The sequence below is a fragment of the Myxococcales bacterium genome (assembly GCA_016720545.1).
Lineage (GTDB): Bacteria > Myxococcota_A > Polyangia > Polyangiales > Polyangiaceae > JAAFHV01.
Genome location: JADKKK010000002.1, coordinates 770,245 through 783,400, shown reverse-complemented (window position 1 = coordinate 783,400; position 13,156 = coordinate 770,245). Strand labels below are relative to the sequence as shown.

Annotated in this window: 6 protein-coding genes and 1 pseudogene; 4 read left to right on the top strand and 3 right to left on the bottom strand. The window is 70.9% G+C overall.

All coding sequences use genetic code 11. The features are described 5' to 3' along the window. Nucleotides 1-153: 153 nt before the first annotated feature. A complete protein-coding gene (locus IPQ09_07125; protein MBL0193986.1) occupies nt 154-873 on the bottom strand; it encodes a class I SAM-dependent methyltransferase in 720 nt (239 codons plus the stop codon). A 112-nt stretch (nt 874-985) separates the two neighbouring features. Beyond that, nucleotides 986-2,333: pseudogene (gene ltrA, locus IPQ09_07120) on the bottom strand (group II intron reverse transcriptase/maturase). A 729-nt stretch (nt 2,334-3,062) separates the two neighbouring features. Between ltrA and IPQ09_07115 the strand changes: the two are divergent. Genes IPQ09_07115 through IPQ09_07105 form a run of 3 tightly spaced genes read left to right on the top strand, consistent with a single transcriptional unit; the run spans nt 3,063 to nt 7,764 of the window. Continuing rightward, nucleotides 3,063-4,973: a serine/threonine protein kinase gene (locus tag IPQ09_07115; protein MBL0193985.1), complete on the top strand. Its 1,911-nt coding sequence runs from the start codon at nt 3,063-3,065 to the stop codon at nt 4,971-4,973. Then, entirely contained in the window at nt 4,970-6,010 is a 1,041-nt protein-coding gene (locus IPQ09_07110; GenBank protein ID MBL0193984.1) for a hypothetical protein, read from the top strand. The genes IPQ09_07115 and IPQ09_07110 overlap by 4 nt, the downstream gene beginning before the upstream one ends. Next, a complete protein-coding gene (locus IPQ09_07105; GenBank protein MBL0193983.1) occupies nt 6,007-7,764 on the top strand; it encodes an ABC transporter substrate-binding protein in 1,758 nt (585 codons plus the stop codon). Before IPQ09_07110 ends, IPQ09_07105 begins: the two co-directional genes overlap by 4 nt. Nucleotides 7,765-7,940: 176 nt before the next feature. Here IPQ09_07105 and IPQ09_07100 read toward each other — a convergent pair whose 3' ends face one another. Further along, on the bottom strand, nt 7,941-11,261 hold the full coding sequence (locus IPQ09_07100) for a vitamin B12-dependent ribonucleotide reductase (GenBank protein ID MBL0193982.1): 3,321 nt from the start codon (nt 11,259-11,261) through the stop codon (nt 7,941-7,943). Between the two features lie 612 nt (nt 11,262-11,873). On the opposite strand from IPQ09_07100, the gene IPQ09_07095 reads away from it, so the two are divergent. Further along, on the top strand, nt 11,874-13,142 hold the full coding sequence (locus IPQ09_07095; GenBank protein ID MBL0193981.1) for a hypothetical protein: 1,269 nt from the start codon (nt 11,874-11,876) through the stop codon (nt 13,140-13,142). Nucleotides 13,143-13,156 lie beyond the last annotated feature (14 nt).

Below are 13,156 nucleotides of genomic sequence, written 5' to 3'. Positions count from 1 at the left end.
GCGTCGCGGTCACGCCCGGATCCGCCCGCGAGCGCGAGCAGCCGAAGGACAGCGCGAGGCCGCCCACGGCGAGGCAGGCCAGGCTCGCGCGTCCCCCCTGCGCGAACCCCCGGAGAGCCGCGTCTGGGCCTGAGGGCGGCGAGCGCGGGCGCGTCACTCGCGCCTCACCGCCTCGACGTAGATGGCGCGGGCGTACGGTGGCGCGAAGAGCCCATGGCGCGCCTCGACCGTGAACCCCGCCGCCACGAGCTTGCGCTTCACCTCGGGCCACAAGAACGTCAGATAGATCATGACGAACCGCGACGGCAGCAGCGCGTTCCGCAGGTGCATGGTCGCGTTGAAGCCGTGCGCGAGCCAGAACCACGCGCTCGTGATCGGCGGCGCCTCACCGGTGACGAACACGAACCGCCCTCCGGGCCTCAAGGCCTTCCGGATCTCGGTGAGGAAGCGGTGCTCGTCGCGCTCCTCGATGTGCCCGAACGCTCCCGTGCTGGTCACCAGGTCGAACGCCCCGTGGAAGCGCGTGGGCAAGACGCGCGCGTCGCCCTGCACGAGCTCGACCTCGGCGCGCCCGGCCTCCGCCGCGAGCTCGCGCTCGGCCACGTCGAGCATGCCCCGTGACAGGTCGAGCCCCACCACGCGGCCGCAGTAGGGCCGCAGGTGCTTCATCGCGGCGCCCGTGCCGCAGCACACGTCGAGCGCGGCGTCGAAGGGCTGCTTCGCCGCTTGCCGCGCGAACGTCTCCAGGACGGCGTCGGGCGTGCGGAACGGGGTCTTGTCGAACTTGGGTGCGAGCTTGTCGTACCCTTCGGTCGTGTCGCTGAGCGCCTGCTGGAGGAGCTCGAAGAGCGAAGGGCCGCCTGGCTGAAACATTGGTAGATTCAGCTTTCTGCCACGCGAAGGTGGCCATATGCAAAACCCCCGTTCAAACCGTGCGTGCGGATTTCCCGCACACGGCTTACCGGTGGTCTCTCGTGTCGCCGCATTACGCGGCCTCCGGATACTGGACGGTGCCTCGCAGTCGGTGGAGACCGAAGCCCTTGGTGAAGTAGTCGCGGGTCCACTTCTCGAACGCGCCCGCCTTCATCCGAGAGCCCGCGCGCTTGACGCGCAAGGTCCTGAGACGCCGATAGACGTACGAGTCGAGCTGGTTGAACTTCACGGCGGCGTTCCCGGTCTTGAAGTAGCCGCCCCATCCACGCAGCACGGGGTTGAGCAGCGCGATGACCTCGCGCAGATCCTCGTGGCAGCGTGACCTCGGGGTCAGCTCCTTCACGCGCTGTCGGACCCGCTTCATCGCACGCGCGCTCGGCCAGCGCTGGAGGAAGTAGACCCTTCGGCCTTCTCGCTCCCAGATGGGACCGCTCATGCGCTTCTGCAGGTGACAACCGAGGAAGTCGAAACCCTCCTTGCCCCAGGAGAGGTCCACCTTCCTCGTCTTCTCCGGGTGTAGCTCGAGCCCGAGCCGCGTCAGCACATGCTTCACGCGTCGCTCGGCCTCGTCGACGTCTCGCTTCGTCTTGCACAGCACGACGAAGTCGTCCGCGTAGCGAACCAGCACGCCCAGATGTGCGCACCGCTTCTCCCACACGGTGTCGAGCACGGACAGGTAGATGTTCGACAGAAGCGGAGAGATCACCCCACCTTGCGGCGTGCCGCGCGAGGGGGTCGTCACCACGCCGTCTTCCATCACGCCCGCCGTGAGCCACTGCCGCAGCAGCTTGAGCACCCTTCGGTCCGAGATGCGTCGAGCGACGAGCTTCATCAGCCTGTCGTGTCGATGCTCCCGAAGTAGTCGCGGATGTCGGCGTCGAGCACATGATGACCCCCCTTCGCGCCGAGCTTCCTCAGCGCTCCAGGGCCATCGTCGCGCTCCGCCGGGGCCGAAAGCCGTACGAGCACGGACGAAAGTCCGCCTCGAAGATCGGCTCCAGCACCAGCTTCGCTGCCATCTGCACCACCCGGTCCCGGACCGTCGGGATCCCCAGCGGCCGCCTCTTCCCATCGGCCTTCGGGATGTACCGACGCAGCACCGCTGCCGGCCGGTACCTGCCTGCGAGGAGCACGACGCGGAGCTCTTCGAGGAAGCGCTCCACGCCCTGCTCTTCGAGAGACGCGATCGTCTGGGCATCGACGCCCGCGGCTCCCTTGTTCCGCCTCACCCGCTTCCACGCTTCCGCGAGGACGTCACGCCTCGCGATGCGGTCGTACAACGCGTGGAACCGGCGCTCCGGTTGCCGCTTGGCTGCGACACAGAGTCGGCGTTGCAGTTGTCGCACTTTGTCCGCGGGCTCGTGCCCTCGGGGGTGGTTGGAACCGGTCTCGCCGGCCATGCCCTCGCGCTTACCTGCTCTGCCGACACGACCACCCCAGGGACCTTTCCCTCCCGCCGCGTTCTTCTGCGCGGCGTTCGTTCCCGGAGCACGCGCCCCGGTCTTCGGTACCGTGGTCCCCTCGGACTTCCGCTGTGCAGCGGCCGACTTCGCACCTGGCTTATACGGCCCGCCTTGCCCTGACGAGGGCCGCGCAGACGGGTCTCCTGAGTTCCGCACCTCTCCTTGCACGCGTGCTGCGCCCCTTACCCCGCCGGGACCGACGGCGCGCTTCGGAACGAGCGCCGAGGATGTTGCCTTCGCCGTGACATGAGCGGCTCGGCTCCCGGATTGTTGCTCTGTCGAGGCTGCAGGCTTCACTTCATGTTGCGGCCCGCGTGCTTGCTCGGTCCGTGGACCCTCTCGACGCCCCGCTCGGCCGTCGGGATCTCTCCCGCTCGGCTGGGGCCTGCTACCCGGCGCTCCGACGCCTACCGGGACGGGACTTGCACCCGCTGGAGAAGTGCGGCGCGAAGAAAGCACCTCGCCGCTTCGCGGCTCGGTCCGATCTTCTTCACGGCGCACCATGGCCCCAGTGTAGCCCGAGAGCCGCGGTCCGCGGAGGGCCCCGCGTGGCCTGCGTTTTGGTCGACACAGGCGCGGCCGACCGTTACCCTGCACGGGTCGGGGGGCTTTCCCGCGTCGCGCCGCCGAGGCGCGCGCGCGTCACGGCTCTCCGTCAAGGTCCCGGTGTCCACGACGTCTCTGCCACGAACGCTTGGGAAGTACCGACCGATCGCGTTGATCGCGCGCGGCGGCATGGGCAACGCGTACCTCGCCATGGCGGGCGGCGGCGGGAGCTTCAACAAGCTCGTCGTGCTGAAGGTGCTGAAGCCCGAGCTGGCCGAAGACACCGAGTTTCTCGACATGTTTCGCGACGAGGCGCGCGTCGCGGCGAACCTGAACCACCCCAACGTCGTGCAGACGCACGAGTTCGGTGTGGAGGCGGGGCACTTCTACATCGCGATGGATTTCGTGGACGGTCAGCCCCTCCGCGGGGTGCGAAAGCGCCTCCATGAGCGAAAAGTGCCGTTTCTCGGCGCCCACCTGCGCGTGCTCCGCGACGTGCTCGAGGGGCTGCATTACGCGCACGAGTTGACCGACCACGACGGCACGTCCCTGCACCTCGTCCACCGCGACGTGTCGCCCCACAACGTCATGGTCGGTTACGACGGCCACGCGCGGCTGCTCGACTTCGGCATCGCGAAGGTCTCCGGCGCGTCCCACCAGACGAGCACCGGCGTGCTCAAGGGCAAGGTCGGTTACATGGCGCCGGAGCAGGCGCGCTGCGAGGTGCTCGATCGCCGCGCAGACGTATTTTCCTTAGGCGTCATGATGTGGGAGGCCGTCGTCGGCGCCCGCATGTGGGGTGACCTCATCGACGTGCAGGTGCTCGCGAAGCTCGTCAGCCGTGACATCCCTCAGGTCCCGGCGGTCGTCGGCGGCGTGCCCGTACCGCAGGCGCTTCGCGCGATGATCCATAAGGCCACGGCGGCCGATCGCGAGGCCCGCTACGACACCGCCCGCGCCCTGGCGCTCGATCTCGACGCCTACCTCGACACGCTGCCCCGCGCCGAGACAGGCGCCCGCGCGCTCTCCGAGCTCGTGACACAGCAGTTCGAGGTCGAACGGGAGAAGCGGCGGCGCGTCGTCGACGAGGCGATCCGGCAGATCCGCGCGGCCGCCTCGACCGGAGAAATGCCCGCGATGCTGGGCCTCACGGCGAGCGGCGGTGCCCCCTCGGTACCCGGGCCCACGTTGGCGATTCTGAACACGGGCGTTACGTACCCCTCGCAGCCGTCGTTCACGCCGATCGACGCGTCGCACACGCTGACACCCTCGCACTCGATGGCGTCGTCGGATCCTCAGCGGTCGTCGGGTCCTTACTCGCAGCCCTATTCACAGCCCTATTCTCAGGCATATTCGCAGCCGCAGCCGCGTTCGCACACGCCGTCGCACCCCAGCCTCGGGGCGACCACAGGCAGCCTCGGGGCGACCACCGGCAGCCTCGGGGCGACCACCGGCAGCCCCGTGATGGGGGCATCGATCGACCCCGGAGGCCGGAAAAGTGCCGCGTGGGCGATCGCCGCGGTCGCCGGCGTCTGCGTCCTCCTCCTCGCCGTGGGCGCCGCGGCGCTCAGCGCCGGCCGCGCGCAGTCCGGTCGCGCGCAGTCCGGACCGGCGCCCGTGCCCTCGGCCGCGACGTCGGGCTCGGCTGCGCTCGACGTCGGCCTCGAGCTCGTCGTCGCGGCCGGGGCGTCCACCCCCTCCGCCACGGTCGACGGCCGCGAGGTCGCGTTGGGTCGCGAGCTCCGCGTGGTCCGCGACAGCCTCGATCACACGCTCGTCGTGAAGGCCCCGGGCCACAAGGATCACACCACGGCGGTGCGCTTCGATCGCGACCAGCGCCTCTCGATCACGCTCGAGGTGCTCCCCATCGACGCAGGCGCGGCGACGGTCGCCCACTCCATCCCGGCGCGGCCCGCGCCCGGGCGAGCCGTCCCGGCCCCTGCCGCGAGTGCGCCCGCGCCCGAGGCCACCGCGGCGACGCCCGCGGGCCCAAAGCGCCCGGACCGACCGATCATCGAGGTGCTCAAGTGAGTGTTGCCGTCTGCTCGCGCGAGGCCCGAGCGCCTCGCCCGCGCCGCATCTTTCAGGCGGGCGCACGGCTGGGCCTCGCGGCCCTTGTGGGGGTCGCCGTCGCCTCGATCGACGTGCCCGCTCGAGCCGAGACCTCGGCCGAGGTCAACGTCATCTTCAAGCGGGGCGTCGAGGCGTACAAGGAGGCGGACTTTCGCGCCGCCGCCGCGGAGTTCCGGCGCGCCTACGAGGCGAGCAAGCACGATTACCGTGTACTCTACAACATCGCCCAGTGCGAGTACCAGCTCACGAACTACGTGGGCGCGCTCGCGGCGTTCGAGCGCTTCCTCGCCGACGGCGGCGGGAAGGTGAAGGACGACAAGCGCGGCGAGGTCGCCGGCGAGATCGCCAAGCTGAAGGCTCGGATCGCCACGCTCACCGTTCAGCTCACGCCCGCCACCGCGCAGCTCTCAATTGACGGCGAGGCGGTCAAGGCCGACGAGCCCATCAAGCTGAACCCCGGCGGGCACAAGCTGGAGGCCACGGCGCCGGGTTTCCAGCGCGGGCTCGCGCAGGTGGACGTCACCGGCGGCGACGCGCGCACGGTCACGCTCGCGCTCGTGGCCGTGCCGCCGCCCAAGCCCGTGGTCGTGGTCGCGCCGCCGCGGGAGCCGCCGCGCCCGGTGTCGTGGACAGCGCCGGTCGTCGGCTACGCGGTCACCGGCGGGCTCGCGGCCGGCACGATCGTGTTCGCGGTGCTCACCCAGGGGAAGGCCACCGACCTCGCCGACGAGAAGAGGCTCGCCACGGCCGATCCGGCGCGGCTCAAGTCGCTCGACAGCGGCGTCGGCACCTCCGCCCTCGTGACCGACATCTTCCTCGGCGCGACCCTCGTCGCCGCCGGCGTCAGCGTGTACCTCACCGTGCGCGCCCTCGGCGCCGCCGAGCCGCGCAAGACGGGCGAGGCGGGCAATCCCGGCAAGACGGGCGAGGCGTTGCCCGCCGTGCGCGTCGCCCCCACGCTCGGTGGAGCCATGCTGATGGGGAGCTTCCAGTGACCGCGTCGTCCTCGCCCTCGCGCGCGCCCCTCGCGGGGGACCTCCCTCGCGCGCGCCCCTGGCCCCGCGTGGCCGTCGCGTGGGCCGTCGCGCTCTCGGCGAGCCTCGCGGCGTGCTCGCTCCTCGTCACGCGCGGCGCGACCCAGTGCACGACCGACGCCGACTGCGCGGGCTTCGGGGGCGGCGCGCGGTGCACCGCCGAGAAGGTGTGCCGCGTCGCTGACGCGAGCCTCGCCGACCAGGCCTCGGTCGACGCCCCGCCGGCCTGCACGACCAACCGCCAGTGCATCGACGCGAGCGGCGGCGAGCCAGCGATTTGTCGTAAAGATACGCGCGTTTGCGTGAAGCTTGTGAGCCCCGACTGCCCGCGCGTCGTCGCGGTCGCCGCGAGCGGCGACGTGGTGACCGACCGGCGCGCGGTGGAGGACGACGCGACCATCGTGCTCGGCTCGCTGACCTCGCTCCGCGGCCCAAACCAGCTGAAGGGCGAGGCGCGCGTCAACGCGATCGAGCTCGCGCTCCAAGAGTTCTCGACCCGCGGCGGCGTGCCCGTCGGCGACAAGACCCGGCCGGTCGCGTTCGTGTCGTGCAACGACATCGATCTCGTCCAGCCCGACGGGGGTGAAGACCCGGCGGCCGTGCGCGCAGCGCGCCACCTCGTGTCGACCGTCGGCGTGCCGGCGATCCTCGGCGGGGGCAACAGCGGCACCACGACCGCCGCGCTGAAGGAGACCACGCTGAAAGGCACGCTGCTCATCGCGCCCAGCGCGACGACCCCGGCCCTCACGAACAACCCCGACAAGGCCGGCCTGTTCTTCCGCACGGCGCCGAGCGACGCCCTCCAGGCCATCCCCCTGGTTCAGCTCGTGAACGAGATCGAAGCGGGCACCACCACGCCCGCCGACCTGCGCCTCTCCCTCTTCTCGAAGGGCGACAGCTACGGCCAGGGGCTGCGCGACCAGATCGTCGACAACCTCACGTTCAACGGGAAGAAGCTCAGCGATCCCGGCAACGCCGACTTCTACCGAGGGCTCGAGTACAAGACCGACGCGGGCTTCGACTTCGCGCCGTTCGTCACGGCGACCCTCGCGTACAGGCCCCACATCATCGTCATCGCCGGCACCAACGAGACGGTCGACGGCCTCATCAAGCCCATCGAGGCCGGCTGGCCCGCCGGCCAGGCGCTGCCCATGTACGTGCTGACCGACGGGCTCAAGGCCGACAAGCTCATCGCGGCGATCAAAGACGACCTCGCCGCGGAGCCCCCAAAGGGCCTCCGCGCGCGGGTCCGCGGCACCGCCCCCGGTCGCCGCAACGGCGTCAACGACAAGTTCATCCTCCGGTACAACGCGCGCTTCCCGGGGGAGGCGTCGGCCGCGACGACCTTCGGCACCGCGGGGGCGTACGACGCGGCGTACCTCCTGCTCTACGGCCTCGGCTACACGACCGGCGGTTCGCCCACCGGCGCGAGCGTGGCCGCCGGCATCCGGAAGGCCACGCGTGTCGTGCCGGCGTCGGTCGTCGAGGTGGGACCGGCGGGGATCGACGTCGCGGGGCGCTTCGTGCGCGCGGGCGGCGAGTTCGATCTGAACGGGGCGTCGAGCCCGCTCGAGTTCGACGAGGCAGGCGAGTCACCGGCCGACATCGAGGTGTGGTGCGTTCCGAAGGGCACGGGCTCGCCTACGTTCTTCTCGACCGACAAGTACTACAACGCGGCCACGAAGATGGTCGTCGGCTCGTTCGTCTGCCCCTGATCCGCGCCGACCGCTTCGCCGCGCCCGCTCGCTCGCGCGCGGCGCGGTCATGCCCACCGGCAGGCCCACGAGGCGTGCGCTCACCCGCGGGACGCGCGAAGGCCCCGCGCCTGGTGAGCGCGAGGCCTTCGAGCCCTCCGGCGAAGCCGGAGTCGGTCCGTGCGAGGCTCAGCGGCTCAGGAGCAGCCCATCGAGTTGCCGCAGTTGAGGCACTTGTAGCAAGCGCCGTTGCGCACCGTGATGTGGCCGCACACGTCGCAGACGGGCGCGTCGCCCATCATCGCGTCGAGCTGCGCGTCGAGCGGCGAGGCCTGCGCGGCCCCCTCGTCGTTCCGGCCGGGGAGCCGCTGCTCGAGGGTCTCCGACATCGCGGCGCTGCGGCCGACGGCGAGGCGCGACGACGCGAGGGACTCGGTCTCCGGGTCCTCCGCGAGGCCGCCGCCCACGAAGCCGACGTGCTGGGTCGGATCGCCCTCGGGCTTCACGTGCGCGAGGTCGTAGCGGCCGAGGTACTCCACGCCGAGCACCCGGAACAGGTAGTCGACGATGCTGGTGGACAGCTTGATGTACGGGTGGCCTTCGACTTGGCCCTGGGGCTCGAAGCGCGTGAAGGTGAACTGGTTCACGTAGGTCTCGAGCGGCACGCCGTACTGGAGGCCCACCGAGACGCTCATGGCGAAGCAGTTCATGAGCGAGCGGAAGGCGGCGCCCTCCTTGTGCATGTCGATGAAGATCTCGCCGAGCGTGCCGTCTTCGTACTGGCCCGTGCGGAGGAAGATCTTGTGGCCACCGACCCGCGCCTCTTGCGTGAAGCCTACACGCTTCTTGGGGAGCCGAACGCGGAGGCCCTCGGGCCGCCCCTTCATGGGGAGCGCGAGCTGCGTCGCCTCTTGCGGGGCCGAGGTGCGGGGGATCGGCGTGAGGGTCTCGGCGGCCTGCGCGGCCTTCTTCGCCTCGAGCGCGTCGTCCTTGCTCTCCTTGCTCGAGGTCGACAGCGGCTGCGAGGCCTTGCAGCCGTCGCGGTAGAGGGCGACCGCCTTCAGGCCGAGGCGCCAGCCCTCTTCGTAGACGCGCGCGACGTCGTCGACGGAGGCGTCGTTCGGGAGGTTCACCGTCTTGCTGATGGCGCCCGAGAGGAAGGGCTGTACGGCGGCCATCATCTTGATGTGCGACATCGGCGCGAGGAAGCGCTCGCCGGTCTTGCCGCAGCGGTTCGCGCAGTCGAACACTGGGTAGTGGGCCGGCTTCAGGTAGGGCGCGCCCTCGATCGTCATGCGGCCGATGATCTCCTCGTTGGCCTCCTCGATCTGGGTCTTGGTGAAGCCGAGCTGCTCGAGGAACGAGCGCTTGCCGCGCTGCTCCTTCGCGAGGCCGAGGCGCTCGTAGGTCTCCTCTCCGAGGACCCACGAGCCGAAGGCGAAGTCGAGGTCGAACACGCCCGGCAGGGCCGCCTCGGCCTTCGCCAGATCGGCGTCGGTGAGGCCGCGCTCCTTCAGGGTGCGTCGGTTGATGTGCGGCGCGCCGAGCAGGGTGTTCGTGCCCGAGATGTAGGCGACGATCTCCTGGGCCTCGCGCTCGGAGTAGCCGAGCTTGCGGAGCGCGGCCGGCACCGACTGGTTGACGATCTTGAAGTAGCCGCCGCCGGCGAGCTTCTTGAACTTCACGAGCGCGAAGTCGGGCTCGACGCCCGTCGTGTCGCAGTCCATCAGCAGGCCGATCGTGCCCGTGGGCGCGAGCACCGTCGCCTGCGAGTTGCGGTAGCCGTGGGCCTCGCCGAGCTTCACGGCGCGGTCCCAGTCTTCGCACGCCGCGCGGTAGAGCGGGGCGGGGCAGTGCTCGCGGTGGATCTGGTAGGCCGCCTCGCGGTGCATGCCCATCACGCGGAGCATGGGCTCGCGGTTCGCGGCGAACCCGTTGAACGGGGCCTTCGATTGCGCCATCTCCGCGCTGGTGGCGAACGCCTGACCGCACATGATTGACGTGATGGCGCCGGAGATCGCGCGCCCCTCGTCGGAGTCGTAGGGCACGCCCATCTGCATGAGCATGGAGCCGAGGTTGGCGTACCCGAGGCCGAGCGGGCGGTAGTCGTGGCTGTTCTCCGCGATCTGCTTCGTGGGGTACGACGACAGGTCGACGAGGATCTCCTGCGCGACGAAGAACGTGCGGCATGCCCGGCGGAACGCCTCCACGTCGAACCAGCCGCCCTCGTGGCCCTCGTCGCGGAGGAACTTCGTGAGGTTGATGCTCGCGAGGTTGCAGGCCGTGTCGTCGAGGAACATGTACTCGGAGCACGGGTTCGAGCCGCGGATCTTTCCGCTGTTCGGGCAGGTGTGCCAGCGGTTGATCGTGGTGTCGTACTGCACGCCGGGGTCAGCGCAGCCCCACGCCGCCTCGGCGACCTGGCGCCACACGTCCTTCGCGTCGAGGGTCTCGCAGACCTCGCCGGTGGTGCGCATGATGGTCTGCCAGGTGCCGCCCGCCAGCGCCGCCTTCATGAACTCGTCGGTCACGCGGATCGAGTTGTTCGAGTTCTGACCGCTGATGGTGTGGTACGCTTCGCCGTTGAAATCACTGGAGTATCCGCCGGCGATGAGGGCGTGTGCCTTCTTCTCTTCGCGCACCTTCCAGTTGATGAAGTCGACGATTTCCGGGTGGTCCATGTCGAGGCAGACCATCTTGGCCGCGCGCCGCGTGGTGCCGCCGCTCTTGGTGGCGCCCGCCGCGCGGTCGAACACCTCGAGGAAGCTCATGAGGCCGCTCGACGTGCCGCCGCCGGAGAGCTTCTCCTGGCGGCCGCGGATGGCGCTGAAGTTCGTGCCGGTGCCCGAGCCGTACTTGAAGAGGCGCGCCTCGGTCTTCACGAGGTCGTAGATGCTCATCAGGTCGTCGTCGACCGACTGGATGAAGCACGCCGAGCACTGCGGCCGCTCGTAGGCGTTGGCGCTCTCGAGGGTGGCGTTGGTGCGCGGATCGCTGTTCACGTCCCACGCCCAGCTGCCGCCCGAGCCGACGATGCCGTACTCGTGGAAGAGGCCGCAGTTGAACCACACGGGCGAGTTGAAGGCGCCGTGCTGGTGCACGAGCAGGTAGGCGAGCTCGGCCTCGAAGGCGTCGGCGTCGGCCTTCGTCGCGAAGTAGCCGCCGAAGCCTTCGCCCGCGTCGCGGATGGTGTGCGCGATGCGGTGGACCACCTGCCGAACGCTGCGCTCGCCCTCTTCCTTCTTGCCGTGGAGGCCGGCCTTACGGAAGTACTTCGAGATGACGATGTCGGTGGCGAGCTGGCTCCACGTGGACGGGATCTCCGCGCCCTCCATCTTGAAGACGATGGAGCCGTCGGGGTTCGTGATGATCGACGAGCGGCGCTCGTAGACGAGCGGCGCGCCGCCGGGACCCGGGGCGCCGGCGCGGAGCGGATCGACGCCCGGGCGAGTGTGCGCGCGGGCGAACGTCAGGCCGCGCGCCTTGCGCGCCGCGGCGCCACCGCGCGGATCACGCATGCCGCCCTTGGCCGGCGCCTCGCGCGTCGTCGAGGACTTCGAGGCGCCTCGCCCTTTCCCCGCGCTCCCGGCGCTGCCCGCCGCGATGAACCCACGTGCTCCCACCCCGCCGCCGTTCGTCGATTGTGCCATGCCCCTTCGTCCTTCCCGCGCGCACCGGCCGTGTCCCGGCCGGATCGATTTCCCCTGATGTCCCAGTACCTTAGCTCGCCGCCGTGTTCAGGAGGGATCAGGTGTGCTCTGTCCGTATGTTCAGTCTGAGCTCGCAAAAGCCTGCACATCCGAGCCCGCGTTTCGGCGGTTCGGCGCGAGGCGAGCCCGGCCACGGACCGCTGGGCCCGTGCGCTCGGGCCCGCCGTGGCTGCGGCCCGCAGTGTTCTTAGCCCCTAGATGTGGGGCCGCGCAAGCCCAATGGATACTCCATGCGGTAGGTTCGTGCCGCCGAGGGCCGAGGTCCATGAAATCCTTCGGTACTGAACCGACGCCTCGCTTGAACACAGGTTGGCCCGAGGCGCTGCGGAGCTTGTTCAGCGGTTCTCCACAGCTTGCCCCGCGGGAAGGCCGAGCGCGCCCGCGTTGCGTCCCGTCGCTCGCCGTGGGTACCGTCGCACGATGCGAACCCTCGGCGCCGGTGCCCGCGCTCGCCGCGAAGGTGTGGTCGTCGCGTTCGCGCTCGCGTTCGCGCTCGCGTTCGCGCTCGTGAGCTGCCGAGAGCGCCCGCCGCCGCCCAGCCCCGCGCCGAGCGACGCCGGCCCGCGGCTCGTTCCGGAGCCGCTCGACTGCCGCACCCACCGCGCGAACCCCGCGACTGGAGAGGTGTGGCGCGTCGCTCCCCCGTTCGCGCGGCTCGAGGTCGAGTCGGGAGCGGCCGTATTGCGTGAGGGCGACGCGGAGACCTTCCGCGTCCCGCTCGGGGCGGCGAGCGACGCGGGGCACACGGGACGCGCGGGACCTTCAGGGCGCGCGGGCGCTCGCGCGGGCGTCGTGTTCGCGCACGTCGCGATCGCCCTCGAGGGCGGTCGCCTCCAGGCGCTCGATCGCCAGACCGGCAGGCCGACCTGGGCGCAGCGGACCCACGCGACGTCGCTGATCGCGCTCCCGGGAGATCTCGCGTTCGCGGTGGGGCCGAGCGGGCGCGGCGCGGGCCTGGCGGTCGCGCACCGCGGAAAGACCGGCGAGGAGGCCTTCCGTGTGATGCTCCCACGCGACGCCGCGGAGCGCGGCGCCCAGGGAGGCCAGGGAGGCCAGGTCGCCGATGGCCACTTCGTGGTGTTCACGACGGCCGGCCCGGGCGGCGCCGAGCGCCTGCTCCTCGTCGACCCGCCGCTCGCGAAGGGCGTGGTCGGACCGGGGAGCCCAGCGTGGAGGGAGGTCGACCTCTCGTCTCCGTTGGTAGGCGCGGGCGTCTTCTCGCTGCGCGCCGCCCCCGGCGAGCTGTTCGTGGCGACGCGGCGCGAGCTGCTCCGCCTGGGTCGCGCGGACGATCGCGGCGGCGGCCCCCCGGTCGCGTGGCGCAAGGAGGTGCCGTTCGCGGGCGCGACCGCGCTCAACGTGCTCGACGTGGAGGACGTCGTCTACCTGGCCGCGCTCGACGCCGCGCGGGGGGACGAGGCGAGCGTCGTGGGGTACGAGGTGAAGGGGCAGGACGGGGCCGACATTCGCGAGCTCTTTCGCGCGACCGTCCCCCTCCGACCTGCGGTTGGGGCGGCCGATGGCGGCGCGGAGAGCGGCGCGCCGTGCGAGGTGGCGCTCGGGCACCCCGACAAGGCGCTCGTCGTCGCGTGGCTGTGCGGCCCCCGCAGCGGGGTCGCCCTGCTCGACGCGCGCACCGGGGCGCGCTCCCGGAGCGTGCATGCGGCGACGCCGAAGCCGCCTCCGTGAGCGCGGAGGGTACC

Excerpts from the sequence above, each read along its gene's own strand:
- IPQ09_07125 (MBL0193986.1), bottom strand. The coding sequence starts at position 873 with ATGTTTCAGCCAGGCGGCCCTTCGCTCTTCGAGCTCCTCCAGCAGGCG.
- IPQ09_07100 (MBL0193982.1), bottom strand. The coding sequence starts at position 11,261 with ATGCGTGATCCGCGCGGTGGCGCCGCGGCGCGCAAGGCGCGCGGCCTG.
- IPQ09_07095 (MBL0193981.1), top strand. The coding sequence starts at position 11,874 with ATGCGAACCCTCGGCGCCGGTGCCCGCGCTCGCCGCGAAGGTGTGGTC.